Raw genomic sequence first — 25,297 nt, 5'->3', positions numbered from 1 at the left:
CGCATCACGCCAATGCGGGAAGGAAGTTTCACGCCGATGCATATGCGAAATGCGCGCATGCAGACAGGTTCTTCATGCCTAGCATCGCAGTCCTTCGCACCATGACAACGACTGCCGATCCGTCCATCGCCCTGGCACGCACACGCCGGCACTGGTGGTGGCACTACGAAGTGCCCACGCTGCTGCTGGCCACCGTGCTCTATGCCGCATGGGCCGCGTTGCTGTGGTGGCATGCAGCGCTGCCGGGCTGGGCGCTGTTCCTTGCCGGCGGCTTTCTCGCGCAACTTCACTTCTCTTTGCAGCACGAGAGCATCCATGCGATGCGCCACCTGCCGAAGTGGCTGCGCCACGCGGTGGTGTGGCCGCCGCTGAACCTGTGGCTGCCGTATCCGTTCTACAACCGCGGCCACAGCTCGCACCACGTCAACTTCCACCTCACGCACCCGGAGCGCGACAACGAAAGTGCCTACCACTCCGCGCCTGCGTGGGCGGGCTACGGCCTGGTGTGGCGATGGATCTACATGGCCAACCAGACGATCGCGTTCCGCGTGGTGCTGGGGCCGTTCCTGCGGCTGTGGAAGCTGGTGCGCTTCGAAACCGCCCAGGTGCTGTCGGGCAATTTCTCGCGCCTGCCGACGTGGCTCTGGCATGCGCTGAGCGTGGCGCCGGTGCTGTATTACGTGACCGCCGTCTGCGGCATGGGCTTCGGCGAGTACCTGCTGTATTTCGTGTACCCGGGGATGATGCTGGGGTCGCTGCGCACCTTCACCGAGCATCGCTGGGCCGATACGCCGCACGAGCGCGTGGCCATCGTCGAATCGAATCTCGTGTTCGGGCTGCTGTACCTCTTCAACAACCTGCACCACGTGCACCACCGCGCGCCCACCATGCCCTGGTACGAGATACCGGTGTACTTCCGCAGGCATCGCGCGGCGGTGCTCGCGGCGAACGGCAACTTCTACTACCGGGGGTATGGGGAGATCGTGCGGCGGCACCTGTTCAGGCCGGTGTTCACCCCTGTCCACCCCACCTGGTAGCGCGGGTTCAGTCCGCCGCCGCGAAGCGCGTGACCTGCGCCAGTACCTCGGCCTCCTTGAGGATGCGGCGATGCCCCCAGCCCTGCGTAGCCACGAGCCGGGCGCCCGCTATCGCGTCGCGATACGCCTCGGCGTCGGCAAAGCGGTTCACGCGATCATCGCGGTCATGGACGATCAACGTGGGCTGCGCGATGCGCGGGCCCACCGCCGCTGGCTCCAGTTGCGGCATCAGCACGCCTTCGCGCGATTCGAACAGCCGCTGCATCGACAGGCGCGTGGCTTCGTTGAGACCGAAGGTGTGCGCGAAGTAGCGCGTGTATTCGCGCGGCGAAGCGGGCGGCGCGAGCAGCACGAGGCGCTCTGCCGGCAGGCCGCGCGCCGCAGCGAGCGCAAGCCCGTTGGCGCCAAGCGAGTGCGCGACTGCGGCACGCAACGCGTGGCCATCTGCCACGAGCCGGGCCGTGACGTAGGCAATGGCGCGCGCGAACTGCGGCGAGTTGCTCATCGTGCCCGCGCTGCGGCCATGCGCCGGCAGCTCGAGCAGCACGGGCCGCAGGCCCTCAGCCGCCACGGCCTGCGCGAGCGGCAGCATCTGCCCCGCGTGCCCGCCCCAGCCATGCACCAGCAGCACCACCGGCGCCGACTCGGCACCCGAGTCCTGCGCAGCCAGGTGGTAGATGCCGACGCTCGCGTCTTCGAAGGCCCAGCCCTCGCGCCGCCATTCCGCGCCGGGGCCCTGGCCGCGGTAGAGCCACTTGGGCGGCAGCGGCGTGCCGAACAGGCGGTAGGCGGCGCGCACGCCCAGCGCGGGCCAGAGCCGCTGCGACGTGGTCAGGCCGAAGCGCAGCGCGCGCATCGTGCGGCTGGGCTTGTAGTAGTTCGACTGCGCGGCATGGCCGGCGGCCGGGGTGGAAGTGCTCGTCATGGCGTAGCGTTCTTTCAGGGCGTTCAGTACCAGACCCAGTCCTGGTTGCTTCGGGGCAGGCTGCGCAAGGTGTCGCGAAGGCCCTTGGCACCAACGACGAGCGCGTAGGCGGCAAGAAAGAGGGCAATGATCAGCATGGTGCTTCTCCTGTTTATCGCACGACTGTGCGAAATTCTGGCAAATGGAAACGTGAGAGATCCGCCTGCTTCGTGAACAGGTCAGGCGAGGTAGCTGGAAAGAAGCCGCTGCCAGGTCTGCATGGCGCGGTCGGCCGCCTGCGGATCGCGCAGGAAGCGCGCGTCGTGCAGCTGGGTCATGGTCAGGCCGTTGATTTCGCTCACGAGCTGTGCGGGGTCGGTGTCGGCCTTGAGCTCGCCGGTCTCGATGGCTTGCAGCACGGTGCGGCGCAGCGCAGCGCGCCAGCGGGTGATCTCGCCCAGCAGCATGTCGCGCAGCTCGCCTTCGCGGTCGTCGAACTCGAAGGCGCCGGCTGTGTAGAGGCAACCGGTGTGCATTTCGACGTCGCGCGTGCGGGCGATCCAGCGCGCGACGATCTCGTTGAGCCGGGGCAGGCCCTTGGGCTTTTGCATGGCGGGCACGAACACCTCGGCCAGGAAGCCGCGGCCGTACTCTTCGATGACGGCCTTCTGCAGCGCCTCGCGCGAACCCACGCGCGAGAACACGCCGCTCTTGGACAGGCCCAGCCGGCTGGCCACGGCCTGCAGCGTGATCGCTTCCAGGCCTTCGGCCAGCGCAAGGTTCATCGCCGCGCCGACGATGGCGGCGCGGGTGAGTTCGCTTTTCTGGGTCTTGGCGTCCATGCGGCGAACTTTAGCACAGTCGTGCGAAATTTCAAACAGCCACTCCGGGAGCGCCTTAAAGATGTTTTACTCATGTGAAACCAACAAACGCATCGTTCCCCGAATAAGCACTTCTGCCGAGAATCGCCGGTCGGCCCCAACCGGGGCCCTGATGACTCCTCCGCGCCAGATGAACTTCCAACAACTGCGCTCGGTACGCGAGGCCGTTCGTTGCGGCTTCAACCTGACCGAAGTCGCCCACACCCTTCACACCTCCCAGCCCGGCGTGAGCCGGCAGATCCGCGAGCTCGAGGAGGAACTCGGCATCGAGCTCTTCGTGCGCGCCGGCAAGCGGCTCACGGGGCTCACCGAGCCCGGCGGGCACGTGCTGCCGATCATCGAGCGCATGCTGATGGAGAGCAGCAACCTGCGCCACGCAGGCCAGGAGTTCGTCGCGCAGCAGAGCGGCCTGCTCTCGGTGGCCGCCACGCACTCGCAGGCGCGCTATGCAATGCCGGTGGCGGTGCAGGAATTCCGCGCGCAGTTTCCGAACGTGAAGCTGCACCTGCACCAGGGCTCTCCCAAGCAGATCGCGCAGATGCTGCTCGACGGCGAAGCCGACGTGGGCATCGCCACAGAGGCTCTGGGCGACTATCCGCAGCTGGTTGCCCTGCCCTGCTATCGCTGGACGCATTCGGTGATCGTGCCGCCGGAGCATCCGTTGCTCGACGCCCCGCTGACGCTCGAAGCGCTCACGCGCTATCCGCTGATCACCTACGACACGGGCTTCACGGGCCGTTCGCGCATCGACGAAGCCTTCGAGCAGCGCGGGCTGCAACCCAACATCGTGCTGGCCGCGATGGACGCCGACGTGATCAAGACCTACGTGCAGTTGGGCCTGGGCATTGGCATCGTCGCCGGCGTGGCCTACGAAGCCGAGCGCGACACGCAGCTGCGCGCGCTCGATGCGGGTCGGCTGTTCGGCATCAACCTCACCAAGCTCGCGGTGCGGCGTGGCACTTACCTGCGCAAGTACGTCTATGCCTTCATCGAGTCGTTCGCGCCGACGCTGACGCGCGCGGTCGTCGAGAAGGCTCTGGGCGACGAGGCCAGGGCCTCTCACTACGAAATCTAGAGCCTGTCCAGAGGCTGCGGCGTGGTGTGTACTGCGGACGACAGAATGGTTAAAAAAGAAGAATGCAGCTTCACACAAGGGGCGTACATTCGGGTTAATTCCCTGGCTTCCTGGAAACGGATCAGCAATGGCATCGACCCCGCAGCAGCAGCAACAGCAAACAAGGGCCGCCCTCAAGGCGGCCAATGCAGCCGAGCGGCGTGAGAGATTGAGACGAGCCTTGCCCGCAACGGTAGAGCTGCTGCAAAGCCGCCAGGCAGACCGCATCGACGATGCCGACATCGACGCGTATGTGAGCCTCAACTGGCTCGAGTGGCATGGTGGCGGCCTGCGGTTGACCATCACCGGGCGCAATGTGTGCGCCCAATCGGCGCCCACCGCGCTGGTCTGAAGACCGGCTCCGGCGTTCCATCAAAAGAAAAACCGCCACAGTTGCCTGTGGCGGTTTTTGTGCTGTCTGCCCGACTGGCCGTCTGTTTACTGGCCAGCGATGATGTTTGCGATCACACCGGTGGCGATTGCCGCGAGCACGAAGTCTCCGCCCACGCCAACCCATTGATAGCCACGGGGCGGCTGCTGCAGGCGGTAGGCACGCCAGTCTTGCACCACGTAGTTGCGGCCACGGTACTCGGGCGGCACGCGGCCACCACGGCGCCATTCGGCATGCGGCTGCGGGAAGCCACGGCGATCGAACTGGCGGCCGTCGCGGAAGTCCTGGTTGCCGCGGTAGTAACCGCCTTGCGGACCACCCCGGCGGTCGAAATTGCGGTCGCGCTGTTCATAGCGTCCGTCGCCTGGACGGCCATCGCCCGGACGACCATCGCCATGACGGTCTTGCGCAAAGGCGCTCCCTGCGGCCATGCACATCGCGAGCGCTGCTGCGGCGACTGCCATGCTCTTTGAATTGCTGATCATCTGGAACTCCTTCATGCGTTGATGACGAGTCCATTGTGGGCCGCACTTGTGTCCGCTTCGGGCACTTCAGGTCGCGGTCAGGTGAAATCAGGTAAGCGCTGGTATCCGCGCGGCGCCTTGTCCTTCAAGCCGCTCAACCCGGCGTGTAGCAGTTGACCACCATGCCGCATTCGTACGCCGTCGAACGCAGCAGCCGCAGCTTGTGGCCCTTGCGCTGGTCGTGGAACACCGAACGCCCCGCGCCCACCGCCATGGGGTTCACGAAGAACTGGAACTCGTCGACCAGCCCCGCTGCAACCAGCGCGGATGCGAAGCCGACACCGCCGATGGTGATGATGTCCTTGCCCGGTTCACGCTTCAGCGCATTAACCTCCTCGGCCATGCCGCCGCGCGCGATGACGGTGCGCTCCCAGCGCGAGGCCGCGAGCTTGTCGGTGAGCACCACCTTGCGTGCATCGACGATCTTCTGCGCAAAGGCGTAGTGCGGGTTCGCGGGAAAATTCTTCGCCGCGCGACCCCAGTGATCAAGGTAGCCCTCTTCCGCGATCAGCCGGCTCAGCAGGATGGTGTCTATATCTTCGAAGACGGCGTTGAAGTCTTGCTTCAGTCTGTCGTCCCAGGCCCAGCGCTCGCCCCAACCCCACAGTTGCCAGTCGAGGTTGCCATTGGCCGGTGAGACATAGCCGTCGACCGACATCTGCATCTGGAGGATGAGCTTTCTCATACCGGTTCTCCTTCGTGAGGACTGAAACAACCGCTTGTTGAATGCAAGCAGTGCCAGTATGCAGAAGAAGATGCAGGCCGAGCTGCGCAAGGCACATCTCGGCGGGCACTAACGTCGATACAAGATGCTCAAGGGTGCGGCAACGGCCAGCTCATCCGCCGACCAGGCTGTTGACCTGGTCGCTGCGCGAGCTGCTGCCGTGCTTCACGTGACGGTCCAGCGGTGGCAGGTCGAGTTCGATCAGTGCGCCATGCGCACGTGCAAGGTCGAAGGTGCCGGTAGATTGCGGCCTGTCGGTATGCAGCACCAGCGCATACGGGCCCTCACCGCGCGCCGCAATGCGTTGCGCGAGGATGCCGCTGCCCTCCTCCGCATCCGGCACATTGTTGTTCTCGCGCGGCGATGAAAGCACGAGCACGCTGCTTCCCAACGCGATGATCGCCACCCGCACGTTGCTGCCGGGCACCGCCACGGGCTCGCCGATGTGCGTGTCGGCATCGTCAGGCACGGTGCCGAGCAAGGCGCGGTAGCGCGCCAGCGTGGCGTCGAGATCGCGCACCGCAATGGCCAGGCTCGCCACACCGAGCGCGCCGTTGGCATGCACGCGCACATCGCCTTCGGGCACGCGCAATGCGCGCGGCGTGAGGTCGCCGCACAGGAAGGGCAAGTCGGCAGACGGGGCGCGCGCCGTCTGCCAGCGCAGGCGCTCGCCATCGGGGCGCACGCGGCCGCCGTCGAGCGGGCCATCGAGTGCGAGCCCCCGCGCCTTCGCGTCGGCCACGGTGGCGGCGGTATCGCGCGGCAGCAGCGCGAAGTCGACAATGCCTTCGCCGTGGCGTTGCAGCAGCTGCCACCAGCGTTCGGTGGGCGACGGTTCTCGCCATGCGATCAGCTCGAAGTAGCTGCCGTCGCCGAACACCACCAGCGCGTTGTGCGTGGCACGGCCCGGATGGTCGCCGCCGCGCAGCACATGGAAGCCCAGCGCGCCGTAGTCGGCGATGGTGCGTTCGAGGTCGTGCACCGCGATGACGATGTGGTCGAGTTTCAATGACATGTGTTTTCTCCCGTGGATGGCCGGATCAGGAAGCAGTGCGCGCCGCGCCATCACCGCCAAGGTAGGCATCGCGGATGCGCGCATCGGCCAGCAGCTCGCGCGCCGGGCCCGAGAGCACGATGCGCCCCGTCTGCAGCACATAGCCGTGATGCGCAATCTGCAGCGCGAGGCTCGCGTTCTGCTCGACCATGAACACCGACACGCCCTGGCTGTTGATGCGCGCGATGAGTTCCAGCACCTTGTCGACGTACAGCGGCGACAGGCCCATGGTCGGCTCGTCCATGCAGATGAGCTGCGGGCGGCCCATGAGCGCGCGCGCCATCGCCACCATCTGCTGCTCGCCACCCGAGAGCGTGCCGGCCTGGAACTCGATGCGCTCGGCCACGCGCGGAAACAGCTCCAGCATGCGTTCGAGGTCTTCGGCCACGGCCTTGCGGTCGCTGCGCGCATAGGCGCCCATCAGCAGGTTCTCGCGCACGGTCATTGCGGGAAACAGGCGGCGCGCTTCGGGCACCGAGCCTATGCCGCGGCGGATGATCTGCGGCGTGCTCAGCCCGAGCATCGATTCGCCGTTGAAATTGACTTCGCCCGAGCGCGGCTTGAGCAGGCCGAGCACGATCTTCATTGTTGTCGACTTGCCGCTGGCGTTGCCGCCGAGCAGGCTGACGATCTGGCCCTTGCGCACTTCGATGTCGAGGTCGAAGTGGGCCTGGACGGGGCCGTAGAAGCTGTTGATCTTCCTGAGCTGGAGCAGGGGCTGCAGCGACCCGCTGGAAGCAGGTGCAGCGGCGCGTTCGGGCAGCCCCTCGTCCCTGCCCTCTCCCCAGAGGGGCGAAGGAGAAAGACCGGTGCGCGCGACGGTGGCGATCATGCGGGCACCGCCTCTCCGACATGGCGATGGCCCAGGTACGCCTCGATCACCGCCGGGTCGTTGCGCACTTCGTCGGGCAGGCCTTCGGCGATCTTGCGGCCGTCGTCGAGCACGGCCACGCGGTCGGACAGCTGCATCACCAGGTCGAGCTTGTGCTCGATCAGCAGGATGGTCTGGCCGCGCGCCTTCAGGCCGCGGATGATCTCCAGCATCTCCGCCGTCTCGCTCTCGTTCATGCCAGCAGTGGGCTCGTCGAGCAGCAGCAGGCGCGGCTTGAGCGCCAGCGCCCGTGCGATCTCCACGCGGCGGCGGTTGGCGTACGAGAGGCTGTACGCGGGATGGTCGATGCGCGGTGCGAGGCGTTCGCCGAAGAGCGCGATGATTTCTCGTGCCTCCTCACGCAGCGCCTGTTCTTCGCGACGCACGGCACCGGGCTGCACCAGCGCGAGCGCGAGTTCGGCCAACGCACCCAACCCTGGCACACCACCGATGCGAGGTTTCACGGCGCGCAGCCGCGTGTGTGCGCCGACCAGCACGTTGTCGAGCACCGAGAGGTTCGCGAACACACGCCCATGCTGGAAGGTGCGCGCCAGCCCGCGCTGCGCGAGCTGCTCTGCCGGCAGTCCGGTGATGTCCTGTCCGTCGAACAGCACCTGCCCCGCGTCGGGCTTGTCGAGGCCGGTGACAAGGTTGAACAGCGTAGTCTTGCCCGCGCCGTTCGGCCCGATCACGCTCAGCAGTTCGCCCTCGCCCACGTGCAGGTCGACGGCATCGACGGCCGTGAGCCCGCCGAAGCGGCGTGTGAGGCCGCGTATCTCAAGCAGCGATGGCATCGGCTTCCTTCTTCGCCGCTTGCGCCTTCGAGTTGACCAGCTTCACCTCGGCGCGAATGGTCTGCGGATTGCGCAGCAGGTTGAGGATCGGGCAGTTGCGCTCCACCGCCTCGAACAGCGCGTCGATATCTTCGCGGCTCGCGGACGAATCGATGTGCACCGTGTAGCCGATCTCGTGCGGCCAGATCGGCGTCTTCTCATGGCCCGGCTTGCCGCCGCGCGGATCGATGATGCCGGTCACTTCCACTTCGAGGCTTTCGAGCGGCACCTGCCGTTCGGCCGCCTGGATCAGGAAGATGTGCGTGACGCAGGTGCCGAGCACGCCCAGCTGCAGCTCGGGCGAGCTGGGGCCGAGGTTGTAGCCCGCGAAGTCCGGCGGGCTGTCGCTGATGATCTGGTGCTCGCGGATGCGCAGGCGGCGCACGCCGCTGCGGCCTTCTGCCTTCACGCTGGCCTTCAGTTGCACAGGCTGCGCGGTGCCCGCTTCGACGGCGGCATTGCGTGCCAGCACGGCGGCACGTTTCTCGGCGAGGTAGTCGTTGAGGTTGCTCATGGTGATGTGTTCTTTCAGACGGTGCCCAGCAGGCCTTGCGGGCGGAAGCGGATCAAGAGAAGCAGCGCGACGCCGTAGATCAGCATGCGGTACTCGGCCGTCACGCGGAACAGCTCTGGCAGGCTCACGAGCGCGACCGCGCCGAGCAGAGCGCCGCTGATGTTCCCGAGCCCGCCGAGAATCACCATCGTCAGCGCGAGGATCGAGATCTGCGAGCCGAAGGTCTCGTGGTTGATGTACGAGTACATGTGCGCAGTGAAGGCACCGCTCACGCCGGCCGCGAAACCGCCGAAGCCGAAGGCCAGCGCCTTGTAGCGATCGGGGCTCACACCGTAGGCGCGCGCGGCCACTTCGTCTTCGCGCACCGCGCGGAAGGTGCGGCCCAGGTGCGAACGCAGCAGACGCCATTGCAGCAACGCCAGCAGCACCATCGCGCCGAACGATGCCCAGTAGACGGCCTCGTTCGACGATGCATCGCGCCCGAACAGCGAGAGCGGCGGAATGCCCGAGACGCCGATGGGCCCGTGCGTGAGGCTTTCCCAGTTGAGGATGGTGAGCGCCACGATCTCGCCGATGCCGAGCGTGGCAATCGATACATAGTGGCCACGCAGCCTGAAGGCAGGGAAGATCAGCGCAGTACCGATCAGCGAGGTGAGGATGCCCGCGAGCACGATGCCCGTGCCGACCGGCAGGTGCAGGTCGAGCACCAGCAGCGACGATGCATACGCGCCGATGGCCAGCAGCCCCGCATGGCCCAGCGAGATCTGCCCGATGGTGCCGGCAACGAGCGTGAGGCTCAACGCGAGCGCACCGTAGAGCCACGCATTGGTGAGCGTCTGCAGCAGGTACGGCGATGGATCGAAGAGCGGCAACGCCACCGCTGCTACAAACAACGCAAGGAGCAGACGCCGCGGCACATGCCACGGCTTGCTCGGTGCGATGAAGGTGCCCGTCAGCGGCTCCGGCGGCAACGCGCGCTTGCGTCCGAACAACCCGTTGGGCTTCCACACCAGGATGACCAGCAGCAGCGCGAAGGCAAAGAGATTTCGATACGGCGTGCCGAGGATCGCCACGCCATAGCTTTCGATCAGCCCCAACAGCAGGCTGCCGACGATGGCGCCCGGCACGTTGCCCACGCCGCCGACCACGGTGGCCACCACGCCCTTGAGCGTGGCCTGGAAGCTCATCGCCGGGCTGATGTTGTTGTAGTACATGCCCACCAGCAGGCCCGAGAGACCGCCAAGCGCGGCGGCGATGGCGAACACGGTCTGGTTCACGCGGTCGACGTCCACGCCCATCTGCTGGGCCGCGTCGCGGTCTTGCGCGGTGGCGCGCACGGCCCAGCCGAGCTTCGTGAAACGCAGGAAGACGAACAGCACGGCCGCGCTCGCGATGCCGATGCCCGCGATCAGGATGTCGAGCGCGCCGATGGTGCCGGTGCCGATCTGCAGGCGCCAGTCGGGCAGCTGCGTGGGCAGCGAGCGCGGGTCGGGGCTGAACACCAGCTGCACGACGATGTCGAGCACGAAACTGATGCCGATGGTCGCCAGCAGCGGCGCGATGCGTGCCGCGCCCTGCAGCGGGCGCAGGCCCACGCGTTCGATCAGCATGCCGAGCGCGCCCGAGCCGAGCACCACCAGCAGGATGGTCACCGGCAGCGGCGTGTGCAGGAAGGTGATCGACGCCCAGCCGATGTACGCGCCCACCGTGTACACCGAGCCGTGCGCGAAGTTGATGAGGTGCGAGACGCCGAAGATCAATGCGAGGCCGACCGCCAGCAACGCATAGATGTTGCCGATGATCAGGCCGTTGACGGTGTAGTCGAAGAAGGAGGTGAAGCTCATCGACTACCTGGCCACTGCCACGGCTGCCTTCTCGTCGACCTGCGCCCACTTGCCTTCTTTCACGACGAGGTTGACGCTCTTCACGCCGATCACGCGGCGCGTCTGCGGGTCGAAGCTCGCCTTGCCGAAGATCACGCTGGGCACGTCCTTGATCTTGTAGAACGCGTCGCGCACGGCCTTGCGGTCGGCCCTGGGGCCCGCCTGGCGCAGCGCTGCGGCGGCGTACACGACTGCGTCATAGGCATAGGCGTTGAAGGCGTCTGGCTCCTTGCCGTACTTCGCGCGGAAGCTCTTCACGAAGTCCTGCACCTCGGCGCGAGGCTCCTCTGGATAGAAGGCGGTGTTGGTGTAGATGCCGTTCACCGCCGCGCCACCGAGCTCGATGAACTTCGGCGAATACACCGAGCCCACCGCCGCGATGGGCTGCTTGAGACCCACGCTGCGCACCTGGCCCGCGATGAGCGCGCCGTCGGGATAGTAGGAGATGAGCACCAGCCCGTCGGGGTTGGCGTCGCGCACGCGCACCAGCGTCGAGCGGAAGTCTTTCTCATCCGCCTGGTAGCCCTCGGCAATCGCGAGCTGCGCGCCGCGTTCCTGCGCGGCCTTCACCAGCACGTCCTTGCTGGTGCGGCCCCAGTCGGTGTTGAGGTACAGCACGGCGATGCGCTTGAAGCCCAGCGTCTTCACCGCGAGTTCGGCGAGCAGCGGCTGCGCGTCGGCCTGGCTGATCGAGGGACTCCAGATGTAGTCGCCGCCCTTGGTGAAGTCGGGATGCGAGTTGGTGAAGCCCAGCTGCACCAGGCCCGCGCGCTGATAGATGGGCGAGGCCGCCATCGAGGCCGGGCTGGAGAAGTCGCCGAGCTCGATGAGCACGCGCTTGTCGTTCACCAGCTTCTGCGCAATGGCCACCGACTGGCGCGGATCGCTCTGGCTGTCCTCGAAGTTGTAGGCCAGCGGCCGGCCGTGGATGCCGCCCTGCGCGTTGATGTGTTCGAGGGCAAGGTCGAAGCCCGCCTTCCACTGCGCACCGTACTGCGCGTTCTGCCCGGTGAGCGGACCGCTCACGCCGAACCACACGGGCTCGCCGGTGGCGGGCGCGGCCCAGGCGACGACGGGCGCGGCCAGCAAGGCCATGGAGAGAGCGGCCACATGACGCAGGAAGCGGTGGCGAGTGAGCAGCGGCATGGTGTCGAACCCCGGAGATGAATGAAGGTGCAGGGCAACGATTCTTCGCCTGCGCCCACCGGCCGGGAACGAACAAAAACGGGGAGGCTTATGCGCTTTCCGAGCAAAGGGACAAGCGCCCGTGCGCCCTCAGGCTGCGTTTAAGCTGCGCGCCACATGAAGCGACGACACCTCCTCCACCTGCTGGCCGGCGTGCCTGCCATCACCCTTCTGTCGGCCTGCGGCAAGCGCAAGGCGTCGGCCACCGCGCTGAAATCCGATGCCCACGTGCTGGCCCTGGGCGACAGCCTGACCCATGGCTATGGCGCACCGCCCGACGCAGCCTGGCCCGTGAAACTGGGCGCGCTCACGGGCTGGCAGGTCGAGAACGCGGGCGTCAACGGCGACACCTCTGAAGGCGCGCTGCAGCGCTTGCCGGGCCTGCTGAGTGCCCAGAGCTACGACGCGATCCTGATCGGCATCGGCGGCAACGACATGCTGCGCGGCGTGTCGGCCTCGGCAACGCGCGACAACCTCGTCGAGCTGATCACCCAGGCGCGTGCGCACACGCCCTACGTCGCCGTGCTGGCCACGCCGGCGCCCGACGCCATGCGCGCGGCCGTCGGCTCGCTCAGCGATGCGCCGTTCTACGAAGAGGTGGCGAAGTCGCAGCAGGCGCTGCTGGTCGCCAATGTGTATTCGAGCGTCCTGTCGGATTCGTCGCTGCGCTCCGACCGCATCCATGCCAATGCACGGGGCTATGAAAAGGTCGCGCAGCTTCTGGCGGATCAGCTCAAGGCTGCCGGCTGGCGCTGATCAACCGTTGATCAGGTCGACGTAGGCGCCCTGCACCAGCTGGTCGATGCTGATGCCGAGCTGCGACATGAGTGCGTGTGCTTCGGCTGTGCCGGCTTCGGCGGACTCGCCCTCTTCCAGCACCACTTCGAGTTCGAGGAATTCTCCGAGGCCTTCGACACGGTCGAGATGCACACGCGTGCGGCCCACGATGAATAACCGGCGCTGCTTGCGAACCCGGCCGGCCTGTCCCCATGCGAGCGTGAGCGATTCGCGCAGCACGTCGGGCGTGCTGCAGGGCGTGATCAGGTAGAACGACTCCTTCGGTCCGGTGCTGTTCGCGCGGCGGTAGAAGATCAGCTCGGCACGGTCGGGCGCGAAGGTGCGCAGCTTGAGGCGGTCGGCGCTGTCGTTGCAGCGGAAGAAGGTGTCGTCCTGCGCGATCTCGATGGGGCCCTGGTCGGCCAGCGTTAGGGCGATGCTTGCGACGCGGTCTACGCTGTCGATGCGGGCCTTGATCTCGATGTTTCTTGCCATTTGTGCCTTGGAGGTTTTGTTCGGGGTGCGTGCGAATGACACCGGGTACTCCCCTCCGCGAATGTCCCCCGTCGGCGTGATCGCGCCCCGAACTGACCCGCGAGGATCAAGGCGCGTTGCCTTGCGGACCGACAGGCGGCGGCGCAGCGCGACCGCTGGAACCGGGTGACAACTTGCGGCCAAAGGCCTCGCCCACGTTGCGCACCGGTCGGCTGGCCTTCTCCGACACGTTGTTCACGCCACGTCGCGTGGCAGCGTCTGCGCGGTTGACTCCGCGGCCCGCGGCGTTGGTGCCGCGCTGCACGCTGCCCACGACCTTGCCGCTGCGGGAGGGCGACTTGATGGTGTGGGCGCGTTGCGCCTGGGGCGGGTTGTCCGCGCTCTGGGCCTGTGCACCGGCTGGCAACCACAGCGCGGCAGCCATCGTCACGGCGAGCGAGGTGCGAAGGGTGTTGATCGGGAATTTCATGGGGCCTCCTTGGTGTCGGTGTCGTCTGCTTCGGCTTCTGCAGCGGCTGCGCGTGCCATGCGCTCGCTCTTCCAGTAGACGTCGTCGCCGCCGTTCATTCGGTTGAGCACGCGTGCAAGCACGAAGAGCAGGTCGCTGAGCCGGTTGAGGTACTGGCGCAAGGCGTCGTTGAGTTCGGCCGTCGCGCCGAGTGCGACCACGGCACGTTCCGCGCGCCGCGCCACCGTGCGGCACACATGCGCGAGCGATGCCGCGCGCGTGCCGGCGGGCAAGATGAATTCGGCCAGGCGCGGCAACGCGGCGTTGTGCTCGGCCAGTGCGTTGTCGAGCTGCAGCAGCGCATCGGCCTTCAGCAACGTGAAACCCGGCATCGACAGCTCACCGCCGAGGTTGAAGAGCTGGTGCTGCACATCGACCAGCAGCTCGCGCACGGGCTCTGGCATGGGCTCGCACAGCAGCACGCCGATGTGCGAGTTGAGTTCGTCCACGTCGCCCATCGCGTGCACGCGCAAGTGGTCTTTCGGCACGCGCGTGTTGTCGCCGAGGCCGGTGGTGCCGTCGTCGCCGGTGCGGGTGGCGATCTGGGAAAGTCGGTTGCCCATGGAGGCTCCTGTTCTTACTGATCGACGGTCGATGCGTCGATCTTGCCCGCCAGCCATTGCAGGCCCGCAAGATGCTGCTGGTCGTGGCTGCAGAGGTAGTGGATGAGGCTGCGCATCGTGAGCGGGCCGTAGCCTTCGAACACCGCGGTGCGCGCGAGCTGCGCGTCGCTCAGGCTGGAGATGATTTCCATCGTCTGCACGCGTGCCAGGCGGAATTCGGCCAGCACCTTCGCCGCATCGGCGGTGCCGTAGTTGCGCTCGATGGCCAGCGGTTCGCTGTCGATGGAGGCGAGCGTCGGGTGCGCCTCCTGCAGCGTGCGGCGAAAGCGCACGTGGTAGCCCTCGATCTCGATGTCGCGCACATGGCAAAGCTGCTCGATGGCGGTGAAGGCCTCGCTGGGCACGCCCTCCCACGAGGGCGGCGCCCAATGCCTGTAGGCGGTGGGAATGGCCGCGTAGTGGGCCTCCAGTTGCGACGGGAAGGCCGCGAGAGCGCAGAGGGTCGTGGGGTTCATGTTTTTTCCGAAGCGCATTATGGTGCTCGCTCCGTAAAATGGCCGATCACCCTCACCCGCCAGGAGACTCCCGATGAACGCCCCGACCCAAACCTCGCACCTGATGCCGGAGCTTCATCTGCGCGACGTCCCGGCCAGCCTGATCGACGGGCTGAAGGCCCGCTTCGGCGCCAACTGCTCCACGGCCATGGCAGTGCGCACGCAGCACGGGCGCGACGAGTCTTCCTTCGACGCACCACCCCCCTCCGCCGTGGTGTTCGCAGAGAGCACGCAGGACGTGGCCGACGCGGTGAAGCTCGCGAGCGAGCACAGCGTGCCCGTCATTCCCTTCGGTGTGGGCTCCTCGCTCGAAGGCCACCTGCTGGCGGTGCAGGGCGGCATCAGCATCGACGTGTCGCGCATGAGCAAGGTGCTGTCGATCAATGCCGACGACCTCACGGTAACGGTGCAGCCCGGCGTCACGCGCAAGCAGCTCAACGAAGAGATCAAGAGCACAGGCCTGTTCTTCCCCATCGACCCGGGCGCCGACGCTTCCATCGGCGGCATGACGGCCACGCGCGCCAGCGGCACGAACGCGGTGCGCTACGGCACGATGCGCGAGAACGTACTGGCGCTCGAAGTGGTCACTGCTGCCGGCGAGGTCATCCGCACCGGTACCCGCGCGAAGAAATCTTCGGCCGGCTATGACCTCACGCGCCTCATGGTGGGCAGCGAAGGCACGCTGGGCGTGGTCACCGAGATCACGCTGCGCATCTACCCGCTGCCCGAGGCGGTGTCGGCGGCGATCTGCTCGTTCCCGAGCATCGAGGCCGCGGTGCGCACGACCATCGAGACCATCCAGCTGGGCGTGCCGATCGCGCGCGTGGAACTGATCGACGTGAACACGGTGCGCATGGTGAACGCATACGCCAAGCTGAACCTGCGCGAAGAGCCGATGCTGCTGATGGAATTCCACGGCTCGCCTGCCGGCGTGAAGGAACAGGCCGAGACGGTTCAGGAGCTCGCGAGCGGCCATGGCGGCAACGCATTCGAATGGGCCAGCACACCCGAAGAACGCACGCGCCTGTGGACCGCGCGGCACAACAGCTACTTTGCCGCGGTGCAGTCGCGCCCCGGCTGCCGCGTGATCTCGACCGACACCTGCGTGCCGATCTCGCGCCTGGCCGATTGCCTGCTCGACTCGGTGGCCGAGGCCGATGCGAGCGGCATTCCGTACTTCCTCGTCGGCCATGTGGGCGACGGCAATTTCCACTTCGGCTATCTGCTCGACCCGAACATTCCCGAAGAGCGCGTGAAGGCCGAAGAGCTGAACCACGCGCTGGTGAGCCGCGCGCTGGCGCTCGAAGGCACCTGCACCGGCGAGCATGGCGTGGGGCTGCACAAGATGGACTTCCTGGTCACCGAAGCGGGCGTGGGTGCGATCGACATGATGCGCACGATCAAGCGCGCGCTCGACCCGAAGAACATCATGAACCCGGGCAAGATCTTCAGCCTCTGACCCGTTCGCTCAGGCGTTCAATGAAAAAGCCCGGCGGCTCGCAAGAGCGCCGGGCTTCTTTGATTTGCTTGCGGCAGCTGCCGCGCTATCAGTTGGTGCTGTTGCTGCGGCGGCGTGCCGGTGCCTTCTCCGCAGGCACATAGGTCTGCGACGGCGCAGCGCCGCCATCCACGCCCAGACGCCCACCACCACCAAGGCCCTGGCCACGCACCGTCTGCGCCTTGTAGTTGCGCAGCGAACGAACCATCTGGTTGAAGGCGTCCATGAAGGCTGCGGCAATCACCTTGCCCTGCGCCGTATTGGTGTAGCCACCCACGCCGCCGCCGCCGCTGCGACCGGCCAGCGCACCGAAAGCGCCGAAGTCGGTCTTGGAGGCGCTGCCTTCTGCGGCCGCAACCTGCACGCCCGAACGGTTGTCGATGAGGGTCAGCAGCGCGCTGGCTTCCTTGGTCTGCATGCTGCCGCCGAGGGCCGCGAGGGCTCGGCCACGGCCGCCACCCACCAGGCCGCCGAGCGCGCCGCCGACGCCGCCGGCATCGCTGTTGCTGAAGACGATTTCGGGCGACAGGCCGTAGTCGGACGCCACCATCTGGCCGCGACCGAAGTTGCTGCCGCCGCGCATTTCACCCGACTGCTGCAGCGCGCGTTCGCGCGTCATGGCGTTCATGCCGGCCGCGCCACGTTCGACCACGATGAAGCAGTTCGATTGCTGCACCAGCAGGCGCAGCAGGTTGGCCGTGGGCGGCAGCTTGTATTCGCCGGTGAGGATGGTGTACCAGCCAGCGCTCTGGTTCTCGATCAGAGAGACCGTGCCGAGCGGCGATTCGCAGCGCTCGAGCTGGCTGCTCGCGTTGTCGGTGGCGCCGCCTGCTGCGCTGCCGGTGGCCATGGTCTTGGCCGACTGGCTGCCCATTTGCATATCGGTCGTGGCGCAACCGGTGAGGAGAACTGCGCCGACGGCAATGGCCGCGAGCGGGAACTTGGTGAGCTGCATGGTGGACTCCCTCTGTTTGTTCAGAGATCTGGGATTGAAAAAACCAGCGGTCGAGGATACGCGCAAAGGATTGCAGGAATCAATCAAACGAACGCCAGTCCCCGAGTTCACAACACTAGGCCGTTCGGCGGATGCGCTCGATCAATCCGTTGAGTGCTTCGATGGAGCCGAAGTGGATGGCGAGCTCGCCGCTTTCCTCGATGCGGCCGCCGCGCTTGCTGCGCTTCTTGATGCGCACCTCGACCTCGGCGGTGAGCAGGTCGGCCAGTTCTTCTTCCACGCGCTGCAGGTCGCGCGACTTTTCGCCGTCGTTGCCGCGGCGCGAGGGCGTGAGCGTGAACTCGGCCGCGAGCTTCTTTACCAGCGCCTCGGCTTCGCGCACCGACATCTTCTTGGCCGCAATCTGGTTGGCCGCCGTGATCTGCGTGCCACGGTCCAGCGACAGCAGCGCGCGGGCATGGCCCATGTCGATGTCGCCGGCCATCAGCATCTGCTGTGCGGGCTCGGCCAGGTTCAACAGGCGCAGCAGGTTGCTCGCCGCGCTGCGGGAACGGCCCACGGCCTGTGCGGCCTGCTCGTGAGTGAGCCCAAACTCGTTCACCAGGCGTTGCAGGCCTTGGGCCTCTTCCAGCGGGTTGAGGTCTTCACGCTGGATGTTCTCGATGAGCGACATCGCCGCGGCGGCTTCGTTGGGCACGTCGCGCACCAGCACCGGCACGCTGTCGAGGCCAGCGAGCCTAGCGGCGCGAAAGCGGCGTTCGCCCGCGATGATTTCGTACTCGGCGTTCTTGGCGGCTGCCGATTCGGCGTCGAGCCGGCGCACCAGGATCGGCTGCATGATGCCCTGCGCCTTGATGCTCTCGGCCAGCTCGTAGAGCGCGCCTTCGTCCATGCGTGTGCGCGGCTGGTAGACGCCGGCCACCATCTGGTCGAGCATCAGCGTCGTCGGATTCCTCTGTGCGCCGCCCTCTTCCGAGCCCGAATTGCCGCCATTGCCGTTGTCGGCGGAAGGCGCGGCCGTCGGGCCGAGCAGCGCTTCGAGGCCGCGGCCCAGGCCCTTGGGTTTCTTGGTCGCCATCAGTTCTTTTCTTTCGAGATTTCGTTCAGGAGTTTCCGACCCTCGGGCCAGTCGCCCAGGCCGGATTCGGCATTCAGGTGGCCGCCTGGACCGGCATCGATGAAGCGTGCGCTCCAGTCTTTGGCAAGCTGCTGCGAGCGCGAGGCTTCGCAGTACGGGTCGTCGTTGGCAGCGATCAGCACCGCCGGGAACGGCAGCGGCTTGCGCAAGATCGGCGCCCAGCCAGGAATCAGCTGGCGCAGGTTGTCGCTCTCGACGTCGCCGGGCGCGACCAGCAGCGCGCCGCGCACTTTGTGTGTGTTGCGCGAGTGCGCGGCCCACGCGGCAACGAGGATGCAGCCGAGACTGTGCGCCGCAAAAGCCACCGGGCCGGGCGAGGCCAGCACTTCTTCTTCGAGCCGGGCGGACCAGTCGCCGCGCAGCGGGCGCATCCACTCGTGCTGATCGACGCGGTGATCGCCGTACACCGACTCCCAGCGGGTTTGCCAATGGCCGGGGCCGCTGTTCTGCCAACCGGGCAGCAGCAGGATGCGCGGAGTTGTCATTTGCTACGAACTTGATAGCACCTTGCCGAGCAGCGGCAAGCGTCAGGCATTGTTTTCACTGGTGGAGTCGGATGCGGGCGCGGGTGCCATCACGTCATCGGGAATGGGCAGATCCGGTGCGATGCGCGTGACCGGCGCAATCGGCGGCGCCACCGCACCCGAAGCAAAGGCGCTCGCGGGCGGCATCTTGTCGACCAGCTCCTGAGCGAAGGCGATGAAAGCCTGGCTACCGCGGGCGGCCGGGTCGAACACCACGCCCGGCAGTCCGTAGCTGGGCGCCTCGGCCAGCCGCACATTGCGCGGGATCACCGTGTCGAACACCTTGTCGCCGAAGTGGGACTTGAGCTGCTCGCTCACCTGCTGCTGCAGCGTGATGCGCGGATCGAACATCACGCGCAGCAGGCCGATGATCTGCAGGTTCTTGTTGAGGTTGGCGTGCACCTGCTTGATGGTGTTGACCAGGTCGGTCAGGCCTTCGAGCGCGAAGTACTCGCACTGCATCGGCACGATCACGCCGTGGGCGGCGCACAGGCCGTTGAGGGTCAACAGGCTCAGGCTCGGTGGGCAGTCGATCAGCACGAAGTCGTACTCGGCGCCGACCGCGGCCAGCGCGGTGCGCAGGCGCTTTTCGCGACGGTCGAGCGCAACCATTTCGACTTCGGCACCCGCCAGTTCGCGGTTGGCGCCCAGCACGTCGTAGCCGCAACCGCCCTCCACCAGCTTGTCGGCCTTGACCCGGGCTTCGGCCACCGAGGCCGATTCGAGCAGCACGTCGTACACCGTCAGCTCCAGCTGCCGCTTGTCGATGCCCGAGCCCATGGTGGCATTGCCCTGCGGGTCGAGGTCGATCATCAGCACGCGCTGGCCGACCTTGGCCAGGCCGGCCGCGAGGTTGACGGTGGTGGTGGTCTTGCCGACGCCGCCCTTTTGGTTGGCAATGCAGAAAATCTTGGCCATGTCAGTACCGGAGGATCGATCAGCGCGAGATTGCGAGCTTGACGCCAAAGGCGATCAAAAAGGTGCCGGCAAGCTTCTCGAGCGTGGCGGAAATGCGGGGATTCGCACGGATGCGCTCGGCCAGGAAGTGCGTGAGCAGCGTCGAGGTCAGGCCGTACAGGAAGGTCAGCGCAGCAATCGTCACCGCCATCGCGCCGAAAGTGACCAGGCCCTGGTGGCGGGCCGGGTCGACGAACAGCGGGAAGAAGGCCATGTAGAACACGATCGCCTTGGGATTCAGCAGGGTGATGGTGAAGGCTTGGCGCAGGAAATGGCTGGGCTTGATGTCGAGGATGGGCGCCGAGCCGGGCTTGGCCAGCAACATCTTGAGGCCCAGCCACGCCAGGTAGGCGGCGCCCAGCCACTGCACTGCCTTGAAAGCGGTCGGGTAAGCGGCCAGCACGGCCGACACACCAGCCACTGCGGCCCACATCAGGCACTGGTCACCAATGATCAGGCCAGCTGTTGCGGCCAGCCCTCCACGGATGCCGCCTTTGCTCGTCGAGGTAATCAGCGCCAGATTGCCCGGGCCGGGAATCAGAAGGAACAGGACGATGGCGGCGACGAATGCGCCGTAGTCAGCGATGCCGAACATGGGATTTGCCTCGAAAAAGCGAGTCGGAAAAGGGACCGGAGGGAGGCATCGAGTCTAAGCGAGCACACCACCGCGAGGATCGTTCGGACACCGGCTTTTACCGGTGTCGCCGCTTCTTTTGCGGATTCAGGCGCCGATTTCAGCTGCTTCTTTGCGCGCCCAGACGATGCAACGCTCGGCATCCAGGCCGGGAACCGTCAGTTGTTCCACGTGAAACACTGCCACGCCTTTTGGCAAAGCGGCGAGTTCGTCGGTCGGCACTTTGCCCTTCATGGCGAGCCAGACACCACCGGGTGCGAGCAGATTCATCGAGCCGTTGAAGAAATCCGACAGTGATGCGAAGGCGCGCGAGCTGATGACTTCGTAGCTGCCGACCAGCGATTCGACCCGGGCGTGCAGCCCCCGAAGGTTCGGGAGCTCCAGTTCGGCTGCCACTTGCTGGACGAAAGCCGCCTTCTTGGCGACCGCATCGAGGCAGCTCACCTCAAGATCAGGCCGCATGATGGCGATCACCACACCCGGCAAGCCACCGCCGGAACCCACGTCCAGCAGCTTGCCCTTCCCTGCCCACTCGCGCTGCAGCGGTGCGACTGCCGCCAGGCTGTCGAGCAGGTGGTGCGTCAGCACACTCGCCGGATCGCGCAGCGCCGTCAGGTTGTAGACCTTGTTCCACTTGAGCATCAGCGTGCCGTAGGCCAGCAGCTGTTCACCTTGAAGATCGGACAGCGCCACGCCCATGGCGGCTGCGCCCGCGCGCAGCGTATCGATCGGCGCCGTCATTCCGCGGACTGCGGCTCGGTGGCTGCTTCCGTGGTGGCGGTATCGCGGGCGAAGGCCTTGTGGCCGCCCTTGCGCAGATGAATCATCAGCAGGGAGATGGCGGCAGGCGTCACACCGGAGATGCGCGAGGCCAGGCCCAGTGTTTCCGGCCGGTGCTTGTCCAGCTTTTGCCGCACCTCGAAGCTTAGCGCCTTGACCTGGCCGTAGTCAAAATCAGCCGGCAGCTTCAGGTTCTCGAAGTGCGCGGCCCGCTCCACTTCGTCGTGCTGACGCTCGATGTAGCCAGAGTACTTGGCCGAGATCTCGATCTGCTCGATCTCGGTTTCGCTCAGCGCCGTCTGGGCACCATACTTGCCGCCGTCCAGCGACATCAGCGTTTCGTAGTTCACGTCGGGCCGACGCAGCAGGTCGGCCAGGTTGTATTCGTGGTCGATGGCCTTGCCCAGCACCCGCTCCGACTCGGCGGCTGGCAGGTTGCGCGGGTTCACCCAGATCGACTTGAGCCGCTCTGTTTCACGTGAAACAGCGTCGCGCTTGCGGCTGAAAGCGTCCCAGCGCGCGTCGTCTACCAGGCCAAGCTTCCGCCCTGCTTCCGTCAGGCGCATGTCGGCGTTGTCCTCGCGCAGCTGCAGGCGGAATTCCGCGCGGCTCGTGAACATGCGGTACGGTTCGGTCACGCCCTTTGTAATCAGGTCGTCGACCAGCACGCCCAAGTAAGCTTCGTCGCGGCGCGGCAGCCAGGCATCTTCGCCACGGCATTGCAGCGCAGCATTGATGCCGGCGAACAAACCTTGGGCCGCGGCTTCTTCATAGCCGGTCGTGCCGTTGATCTGTCCGGCAAAGAACAAGCCCTTGACCGAGTGGGTCTCGAAGCTGCTCTTGAGTTCGCGCGGATCGAAGTAGTCGTACTCGATGGCGTAGCCCGGCCGCAGGATGTGCGCGTTCTCCAGCCCGGGCATCGAGCGCACCAGCTGGTACTGGATGTCGAACGGCAGGCTGGTAGAGATCCCGTTCGGGTAGTACTCGTTGGTCGTCAAGCCTTCAGGCTCGAGAAAGATCTGATGGCTTTCCTTGTCGGCAAAGCGATTGATCTTGTCCTCCACGCTCGGGCAGTAGCGCGGACCCACGCCGTCGATCTTGCCGGTGAACATCGGGCTGCGGTCGAAGCCCGAGCGGATGATCTCGTGCGTGCGCGCGTTGGTGTGGGTAATCCAGCAGGGCATTTGCTGCGGATGCATGTCCGCGCGGCCCATGAAGCTGAACACCGGCATCGGCCCTGCCCCACCGGGCATGCCGTCGCCGGGTTGCTCGGTGCACTTCGAAAAATCGATGCTGCGGCCGTCGAGCCGTGGCGGCGTCCCGGTCTTGAGCCGGCCTTGCGGCAGCTTCAGTTCCTTGAGCCGCGCCGACAGGCTGATGGCTGGCGGATCACCCGCGCGTCCAGCCTGGTAGTTGTCGAGGCCGACATGGATGCGGCCATCGAGAAAAGTACCCGCCGTCAGCACCACGGTACGGGCACGGAATGCGATGCCCACCTGCGTGACGGCACCGACCACGCGATCGCCCTCCACCATCAGGTCGTCGACGGCTTGCTGGAACAGGCTCAGGTTCGGCTGGTTCTCCAGCCGATGGCGAATGGCGGCCTTGTACAGAACCCGATCCGCCTGCGCGCGGGTGGCGCGCACCGCCGGGCCCTTGCTCGAATTGAGAATCCGGAACTGGATGCCGGCCTCGTCGGTGGCAATCGCCATCGCACCGCCGAGCGCATCGACCTCCTTCACCAGATGGCCCTTGCCGATACCGCCGATCGACGGGTTGCAGCTCATCTGCCCCAGCGTCTCGATGTTGTGGGAGAGCAGCAGCGTCTTGGCGCCCATGCGCGCAGCGGCGAGCGCGGCTTCGGTGCCGGCATGGCCACCGCCGACGACGATCACGTCGAATTCTTCGGGGTACAGCATTTGAAATGGGGAGCGCACAACTGACGCGTGCGCGGCGCAAAAGGGGCACTGATTTTAATCGTCCAGGCCGATCTGCGCCCTTTGTGTGGACAAGCTAGAGGGCCATGCCAAATTACCCGCCAATGCCCACGGAATCTCGATAGTTTGCTATATATTTCATAGCAAACTATCCGCGTCAGCCCGTCGCTTCGGCCACCTGCACCACCGGCACAGGCTTCTCGATGCCGACCAGCGCGCCAGTCGGCGGCGGCGCCTTCGACGGTTCAAGGCTTTCATCCTGCAGCTCGCGAACGACGAGCTTCTTGTCCGTCATGCGCACGTTGCCGAAGATCGTGCAGAAGGCCACGTCCTTCGCGTCGCGCCCCGTGCCCACGCGCACCACCCGGTCGACTGGCGCCATGCGCGTCGGATCGAACAGCACCCACTGACCGCCGAGCCAGGCTTCGAACACGGCGTGGAAATCCTGCGGCGGCTCGTCGAACCACACATAGCCCACCACCAGCCGCGCCGGAATGTTGAGCGCGCGGCAGAAGGTGATGCCCAGGTGCGCGAAGTCGCGGCACACGCCCGCGCGTTCCACGAACACCTCGCGCGCCGTCGTTGTCGAGTCGCTGCTGCCCGGCTCGTAGGCGATGCTCTCGTGGATCCAGTCGACGATGGCCTGCACACGGCCGATGCCCGGCGGCAGGTCGCCGAAGAGCTGCTGCGCGCAGCGCGACATCAGGTCCGACTCGCAGTAGCGCGTCGGCATCATGTAGTGCAGCACCTCGTCGGGCACTTCGCTGACCGGCACCTCTCGCAGGTCGGTCGGCACCACCACATGCGCGCGCTGCACGCTGGCCTTGTAGCGAATCTTCAGCGGCCCGGGCTTCGCGTCGAAACGGATGAAGCGGTTGCCGCTGCCCTCGTCGCAGAACACCTGCATCTCCGTCGGCGGCTCGATCGTCAGCTCCTCGCTGACGACGGCCTGCGCACCCGAGCGCGCCGCTTCGATGTTGAGCAGCATGTGGGCCGGCGCGACGACCTCGTAGTCGAGCTGCGCATCGACGTGGGAGATGTGCATCAGTCGAGCGCCTTCTTCACCGCACCCACGCCAAGCGCGGCCAGCACGACGAACAGCACGGCCAGCACCAGGAACAGGCCGAACAGCAGCTTGGCAATACCGGCAGCCCCGGCCGCCACGCCACCGAAGCCGAGCAGGCCGGCCACGAGGGAGATGACGGCAAAAATGATCGCGTACTTCAACATCGGGTACTCCTTGCAGCAGGCCCTGCCCACCGTGCGACGCAGCTTAGGAAGCGGCCTGCTCGAGCCCGATAGTCGCCTCGCGCGTGCGGCCGTAGGACAAAAACGCGAGGCAGCCAAACCCGCTAGCATCCGCTGCGGTCTCCCACAACAATCAATCAACCTCGTCATCCATTGGAGTTTTTCGAATGAAGCTGTATTACTCGCCCGGTGCCTGTTCGCTCTCGCCCCACATCGCGCTGCACGAAGCAGGCATCGCCGTCGAACCCGTGCTGGCCAGCACCAAGAGCCACAAGCTGCAGGACGGCACCGACTACTACGGCATCAACCCGCTGGGCTACGTGCCGATGCTCGAGCTCGACGACGGCACCCGCCTGCGCGAAGGCCCGGCCATCCTGCAGTACATCGCCGACCTCGCACCCATCAAGAACCTCGCGCCCGCAGCCGGCACCCTGCAGCGCTACCGCCTGCAGGAGTGGCTGACCTTCATCGGCACCGAAGTGCACAAGGGCTTCAGCCCGCTGTTCAACCCGAACATGCCCGAAGAAGCCAAGACCATCTTCAAGGACAAGCTCAAGTCGCGCTTCCAATGGCTCGACGGCGAACTGGCCAACAAGCAATACCTGATGGGCGACCACTTCAGCGTGGCCGACGGCTACCTGTTCACCGTCACCAACTGGACCAAGCCCACGGGCGTGGACATTTCCGGCTTTCCCAACGTCCAGGCCTGGCACGCACGCGTTGGCGCCCGCCCCGCGGTGCAGGATGCAATGAAGGCCGAAGGCCTGCTGAAGTAAGCCGAAGCACGCGAAAGCGTGCAGAAGCATTGAAGCGG

Annotated in this window: 29 protein-coding genes; 6 read left to right on the top strand and 23 right to left on the bottom strand. The window is 66.2% G+C overall.

Annotated features, from left to right (window positions below):
• The first annotated feature begins 101 nt into the window (after positions 1 to 101).
• Positions 102 to 1,037, top strand: a complete 936-nt coding sequence (locus BMW87_RS12250; RefSeq protein ID WP_093076516.1) for a fatty acid desaturase — start codon at positions 102 to 104, stop codon at positions 1,035 to 1,037.
• Positions 1,038 to 1,044: 7 nt separating this feature from the next.
• On the opposite strand, the gene BMW87_RS12245 is transcribed toward BMW87_RS12250, so the two are convergent.
• Entirely contained in the window at positions 1,045 to 1,962 is a 918-nt protein-coding gene (locus BMW87_RS12245; protein WP_093076514.1) for an alpha/beta fold hydrolase, read from the bottom strand.
• Between the two features lie 218 nt (positions 1,963 to 2,180).
• Positions 2,181 to 2,783: a TetR/AcrR family transcriptional regulator gene (locus BMW87_RS12240; protein WP_093076513.1), complete on the bottom strand. Its 603-nt coding sequence runs from the start codon at positions 2,781 to 2,783 to the stop codon at positions 2,181 to 2,183.
• A gap of 169 nt (positions 2,784 to 2,952) precedes the next feature.
• Here BMW87_RS12240 and BMW87_RS12235 point away from each other — a divergent pair, with 169 nt between their 5' ends.
• Together BMW87_RS12235 and BMW87_RS12230 are read left to right on the top strand one after the other, a co-directional pair.
• Entirely contained in the window at positions 2,953 to 3,897 is a 945-nt protein-coding gene (locus BMW87_RS12235; protein ID WP_093076511.1) for a CysB family HTH-type transcriptional regulator, read from the top strand.
• 127 nt (positions 3,898 to 4,024) lie between these two features.
• On the top strand, positions 4,025 to 4,288 hold the full coding sequence (locus tag BMW87_RS12230) for a hypothetical protein (protein WP_093057093.1): 264 nt from the start codon (positions 4,025 to 4,027) through the stop codon (positions 4,286 to 4,288).
• A gap of 86 nt (positions 4,289 to 4,374) precedes the next feature.
• Here the strand turns inward: BMW87_RS12230 and BMW87_RS12225 are convergent, their stop codons facing one another.
• The 8 genes from BMW87_RS12225 to BMW87_RS12190 form a co-directional block, all read right to left on the bottom strand.
• Positions 4,375 to 4,812 carry an RcnB family protein gene (locus BMW87_RS12225; protein ID WP_093076666.1) on the bottom strand — a complete coding sequence of 146 codons (438 nt, stop codon included), beginning with the start codon at positions 4,810 to 4,812 and terminating at the stop codon, positions 4,375 to 4,377.
• 133 nt (positions 4,813 to 4,945) lie between these two features.
• A complete protein-coding gene (locus BMW87_RS12220) occupies positions 4,946 to 5,536 on the bottom strand; it encodes a dihydrofolate reductase family protein (protein ID WP_093076510.1) in 591 nt (196 codons plus the stop codon).
• A 151-nt stretch (positions 5,537 to 5,687) separates the two neighbouring features.
• On the bottom strand, positions 5,688 to 6,590 hold the full coding sequence (locus tag BMW87_RS12215) for a VOC family protein (protein WP_093076508.1): 903 nt from the start codon (positions 6,588 to 6,590) through the stop codon (positions 5,688 to 5,690).
• Between the two features lie 25 nt (positions 6,591 to 6,615).
• The gene (locus tag BMW87_RS12210; protein ID WP_256216735.1) at positions 6,616 to 7,461 is read right to left on the bottom strand and encodes an ABC transporter ATP-binding protein; all 846 of its coding nucleotides are present in this window, start codon (positions 7,459 to 7,461) and stop codon (positions 6,616 to 6,618) included.
• Positions 7,458 to 8,294: an ABC transporter ATP-binding protein gene (locus tag BMW87_RS12205; RefSeq protein ID WP_093076507.1), complete on the bottom strand. Its 837-nt coding sequence runs from the start codon at positions 8,292 to 8,294 to the stop codon at positions 7,458 to 7,460. The genes BMW87_RS12210 and BMW87_RS12205 overlap by 4 nt, the downstream gene beginning before the upstream one ends.
• Complete coding sequence (locus BMW87_RS12200; RefSeq protein WP_093076505.1) at positions 8,278 to 8,847, bottom strand: OsmC family protein; 570 nt, start codon at positions 8,845 to 8,847, stop codon at positions 8,278 to 8,280. The genes BMW87_RS12205 and BMW87_RS12200 overlap by 17 nt, the downstream gene beginning before the upstream one ends.
• A 14-nt stretch (positions 8,848 to 8,861) precedes the next feature.
• The gene (locus tag BMW87_RS12195; protein WP_093076504.1) at positions 8,862 to 10,691 is read right to left on the bottom strand and encodes an ABC transporter permease; all 1,830 of its coding nucleotides are present in this window, start codon (positions 10,689 to 10,691) and stop codon (positions 8,862 to 8,864) included.
• Positions 10,692 to 10,694: 3 nt separating this feature from the next.
• Positions 10,695 to 11,876 (bottom strand): ABC transporter substrate-binding protein, encoded by a 1,182-nt coding sequence (locus BMW87_RS12190; protein ID WP_093076502.1) that lies wholly within the window; start codon positions 11,874 to 11,876, stop codon positions 10,695 to 10,697.
• 156 nt (positions 11,877 to 12,032) lie between these two features.
• On the opposite strand from BMW87_RS12190, the gene BMW87_RS12185 reads away from it, so the two are divergent.
• Positions 12,033 to 12,671 (top strand): GDSL-type esterase/lipase family protein, encoded by a 639-nt coding sequence (locus tag BMW87_RS12185; RefSeq protein WP_093076501.1) that lies wholly within the window; start codon positions 12,033 to 12,035, stop codon positions 12,669 to 12,671.
• On the opposite strand, the gene BMW87_RS12180 is transcribed toward BMW87_RS12185, so the two are convergent.
• From BMW87_RS12180 to BMW87_RS12165, 4 genes are all read right to left on the bottom strand, one after another.
• A complete protein-coding gene (locus tag BMW87_RS12180) occupies positions 12,672 to 13,187 on the bottom strand; it encodes a class IV adenylate cyclase (protein WP_093076499.1) in 516 nt (171 codons plus the stop codon).
• Positions 13,188 to 13,293: 106 nt separating this feature from the next.
• Entirely contained in the window at positions 13,294 to 13,656 is a 363-nt protein-coding gene (locus BMW87_RS12175) for a hypothetical protein (protein ID WP_093057102.1), read from the bottom strand.
• Complete coding sequence (locus BMW87_RS12170) at positions 13,653 to 14,258, bottom strand: cob(I)yrinic acid a,c-diamide adenosyltransferase (protein ID WP_093076498.1); 606 nt, start codon at positions 14,256 to 14,258, stop codon at positions 13,653 to 13,655. The genes BMW87_RS12175 and BMW87_RS12170 overlap by 4 nt, the downstream gene beginning before the upstream one ends.
• Positions 14,259 to 14,272: 14 nt before the next feature.
• On the bottom strand, positions 14,273 to 14,773 hold the full coding sequence (locus BMW87_RS12165; protein WP_093076663.1) for a DinB family protein: 501 nt from the start codon (positions 14,771 to 14,773) through the stop codon (positions 14,273 to 14,275).
• A gap of 73 nt (positions 14,774 to 14,846) precedes the next feature.
• Here BMW87_RS12165 and BMW87_RS12160 point away from each other — a divergent pair, with 73 nt between their 5' ends.
• On the top strand, positions 14,847 to 16,271 hold the full coding sequence (locus BMW87_RS12160; protein WP_093057104.1) for an FAD-binding oxidoreductase: 1,425 nt from the start codon (positions 14,847 to 14,849) through the stop codon (positions 16,269 to 16,271).
• Between the two features lie 88 nt (positions 16,272 to 16,359).
• Here the strand turns inward: BMW87_RS12160 and BMW87_RS12155 are convergent, their stop codons facing one another.
• The 9 genes from BMW87_RS12155 to BMW87_RS12115 all read right to left on the bottom strand — a co-directional run bounded on the left by BMW87_RS12155 (position 16,360) and on the right by BMW87_RS12115 (position 24,465).
• Complete coding sequence (locus tag BMW87_RS12155; protein WP_093057105.1) at positions 16,360 to 17,265, bottom strand: CsgG/HfaB family protein; 906 nt, start codon at positions 17,263 to 17,265, stop codon at positions 16,360 to 16,362.
• 115 nt (positions 17,266 to 17,380) lie between these two features.
• Positions 17,381 to 18,343 (bottom strand): ParB/RepB/Spo0J family partition protein, encoded by a 963-nt coding sequence (locus tag BMW87_RS12150; RefSeq protein ID WP_093057106.1) that lies wholly within the window; start codon positions 18,341 to 18,343, stop codon positions 17,381 to 17,383.
• Positions 18,343 to 18,888 carry an RBBP9/YdeN family alpha/beta hydrolase gene (locus BMW87_RS12145; protein ID WP_093076496.1) on the bottom strand — a complete coding sequence of 182 codons (546 nt, stop codon included), beginning with the start codon at positions 18,886 to 18,888 and terminating at the stop codon, positions 18,343 to 18,345. Before BMW87_RS12145 ends, BMW87_RS12150 begins: the two co-directional genes overlap by 1 nt.
• A 42-nt stretch (positions 18,889 to 18,930) precedes the next feature.
• On the bottom strand, positions 18,931 to 19,845 hold the full coding sequence (locus BMW87_RS12140) for a ParA family protein (RefSeq protein ID WP_093057108.1): 915 nt from the start codon (positions 19,843 to 19,845) through the stop codon (positions 18,931 to 18,933).
• A gap of 19 nt (positions 19,846 to 19,864) precedes the next feature.
• The gene (locus BMW87_RS12135; RefSeq protein WP_093057109.1) at positions 19,865 to 20,479 is read right to left on the bottom strand and encodes a LysE family transporter; all 615 of its coding nucleotides are present in this window, start codon (positions 20,477 to 20,479) and stop codon (positions 19,865 to 19,867) included.
• A 126-nt stretch (positions 20,480 to 20,605) separates the two neighbouring features.
• The gene (rsmG, locus tag BMW87_RS12130; protein ID WP_093076495.1) at positions 20,606 to 21,259 is read right to left on the bottom strand and encodes a 16S rRNA (guanine(527)-N(7))-methyltransferase RsmG; all 654 of its coding nucleotides are present in this window, start codon (positions 21,257 to 21,259) and stop codon (positions 20,606 to 20,608) included.
• Positions 21,256 to 23,217, bottom strand: coding sequence for a tRNA uridine-5-carboxymethylaminomethyl(34) synthesis enzyme MnmG (gene mnmG / locus BMW87_RS12125; protein ID WP_093076493.1), 1,962 nt, complete (start codon positions 23,215 to 23,217; stop codon positions 21,256 to 21,258). Before mnmG ends, rsmG begins: the two co-directional genes overlap by 4 nt.
• Before the next feature lie 175 nt (positions 23,218 to 23,392).
• The gene (locus BMW87_RS12120) at positions 23,393 to 24,280 is read right to left on the bottom strand and encodes a transglutaminase-like domain-containing protein (RefSeq protein ID WP_093076492.1); all 888 of its coding nucleotides are present in this window, start codon (positions 24,278 to 24,280) and stop codon (positions 23,393 to 23,395) included.
• The gene (locus tag BMW87_RS12115) at positions 24,280 to 24,465 is read right to left on the bottom strand and encodes a DUF1328 family protein (protein WP_013538518.1); all 186 of its coding nucleotides are present in this window, start codon (positions 24,463 to 24,465) and stop codon (positions 24,280 to 24,282) included. The genes BMW87_RS12120 and BMW87_RS12115 overlap by 1 nt, the downstream gene beginning before the upstream one ends.
• Positions 24,466 to 24,650: 185 nt before the next feature.
• On the opposite strand from BMW87_RS12115, the gene gstA reads away from it, so the two are divergent.
• A complete protein-coding gene (gene gstA / locus BMW87_RS12110; RefSeq protein ID WP_093076490.1) occupies positions 24,651 to 25,259 on the top strand; it encodes a glutathione transferase GstA in 609 nt (202 codons plus the stop codon).
• Positions 25,260 to 25,297 lie beyond the last annotated feature (38 nt).

This window comes from Variovorax sp. OV084 (assembly GCF_900111625.1).
GTDB lineage: Bacteria > Pseudomonadota > Gammaproteobacteria > Burkholderiales > Burkholderiaceae_C > Variovorax.
This window is presented reverse-complemented; position numbering and strand designations above follow the sequence as displayed.

Bases quoted from the DNA above. Each gene is read 5' to 3' on its own strand.
- BMW87_RS12250 (WP_093076516.1), top strand. From the start codon at position 102: ATGACAACGACTGCCGATCCGTCCATCGCCCTGGCACGCACACGCCGG.
- BMW87_RS12245 (WP_093076514.1), bottom strand. From the start codon at position 1,962: ATGACGAGCACTTCCACCCCGGCCGCCGGCCATGCCGCGCAGTCGAAC.
- BMW87_RS12240 (WP_093076513.1), bottom strand. From the start codon at position 2,783: ATGGACGCCAAGACCCAGAAAAGCGAACTCACCCGCGCCGCCATCGTC.
- BMW87_RS12235 (WP_093076511.1), top strand. From the start codon at position 2,953: ATGAACTTCCAACAACTGCGCTCGGTACGCGAGGCCGTTCGTTGCGGC.
- BMW87_RS12230 (WP_093057093.1), top strand. From the start codon at position 4,025: ATGGCATCGACCCCGCAGCAGCAGCAACAGCAAACAAGGGCCGCCCTC.
- BMW87_RS12225 (WP_093076666.1), bottom strand. From the start codon at position 4,812: ATGATCAGCAATTCAAAGAGCATGGCAGTCGCCGCAGCAGCGCTCGCG.
- BMW87_RS12220 (WP_093076510.1), bottom strand. From the start codon at position 5,536: ATGAGAAAGCTCATCCTCCAGATGCAGATGTCGGTCGACGGCTATGTC.
- BMW87_RS12215 (WP_093076508.1), bottom strand. From the start codon at position 6,590: ATGTCATTGAAACTCGACCACATCGTCATCGCGGTGCACGACCTCGAA.
- BMW87_RS12210 (WP_256216735.1), bottom strand. From the start codon at position 7,461: ATGATCGCCACCGTCGCGCGCACCGGTCTTTCTCCTTCGCCCCTCTGG.
- BMW87_RS12205 (WP_093076507.1), bottom strand. From the start codon at position 8,294: ATGCCATCGCTGCTTGAGATACGCGGCCTCACACGCCGCTTCGGCGGG.
- BMW87_RS12200 (WP_093076505.1), bottom strand. From the start codon at position 8,847: ATGAGCAACCTCAACGACTACCTCGCCGAGAAACGTGCCGCCGTGCTG.
- BMW87_RS12195 (WP_093076504.1), bottom strand. From the start codon at position 10,691: ATGAGCTTCACCTCCTTCTTCGACTACACCGTCAACGGCCTGATCATC.
- BMW87_RS12190 (WP_093076502.1), bottom strand. From the start codon at position 11,876: ATGCCGCTGCTCACTCGCCACCGCTTCCTGCGTCATGTGGCCGCTCTC.
- BMW87_RS12185 (WP_093076501.1), top strand. From the start codon at position 12,033: ATGAAGCGACGACACCTCCTCCACCTGCTGGCCGGCGTGCCTGCCATC.
- BMW87_RS12180 (WP_093076499.1), bottom strand. From the start codon at position 13,187: ATGGCAAGAAACATCGAGATCAAGGCCCGCATCGACAGCGTAGACCGC.
- BMW87_RS12175 (WP_093057102.1), bottom strand. From the start codon at position 13,656: ATGAAATTCCCGATCAACACCCTTCGCACCTCGCTCGCCGTGACGATG.
- BMW87_RS12170 (WP_093076498.1), bottom strand. From the start codon at position 14,258: ATGGGCAACCGACTTTCCCAGATCGCCACCCGCACCGGCGACGACGGC.
- BMW87_RS12165 (WP_093076663.1), bottom strand. From the start codon at position 14,773: ATGAACCCCACGACCCTCTGCGCTCTCGCGGCCTTCCCGTCGCAACTG.
- BMW87_RS12160 (WP_093057104.1), top strand. From the start codon at position 14,847: ATGAACGCCCCGACCCAAACCTCGCACCTGATGCCGGAGCTTCATCTG.
- BMW87_RS12155 (WP_093057105.1), bottom strand. From the start codon at position 17,265: ATGCAGCTCACCAAGTTCCCGCTCGCGGCCATTGCCGTCGGCGCAGTT.
- BMW87_RS12150 (WP_093057106.1), bottom strand. From the start codon at position 18,343: ATGGCGACCAAGAAACCCAAGGGCCTGGGCCGCGGCCTCGAAGCGCTG.
- BMW87_RS12145 (WP_093076496.1), bottom strand. From the start codon at position 18,888: ATGACAACTCCGCGCATCCTGCTGCTGCCCGGTTGGCAGAACAGCGGC.
- BMW87_RS12140 (WP_093057108.1), bottom strand. From the start codon at position 19,845: ATGGCCAAGATTTTCTGCATTGCCAACCAAAAGGGCGGCGTCGGCAAG.
- BMW87_RS12135 (WP_093057109.1), bottom strand. From the start codon at position 20,479: ATGTTCGGCATCGCTGACTACGGCGCATTCGTCGCCGCCATCGTCCTG.
- rsmG (WP_093076495.1), bottom strand. From the start codon at position 21,259: ATGACGGCGCCGATCGATACGCTGCGCGCGGGCGCAGCCGCCATGGGC.
- mnmG (WP_093076493.1), bottom strand. From the start codon at position 23,217: ATGCTGTACCCCGAAGAATTCGACGTGATCGTCGTCGGCGGTGGCCAT.
- BMW87_RS12120 (WP_093076492.1), bottom strand. From the start codon at position 24,280: ATGCACATCTCCCACGTCGATGCGCAGCTCGACTACGAGGTCGTCGCG.
- BMW87_RS12115 (WP_013538518.1), bottom strand. From the start codon at position 24,465: ATGTTGAAGTACGCGATCATTTTTGCCGTCATCTCCCTCGTGGCCGGC.
- gstA (WP_093076490.1), top strand. From the start codon at position 24,651: ATGAAGCTGTATTACTCGCCCGGTGCCTGTTCGCTCTCGCCCCACATC.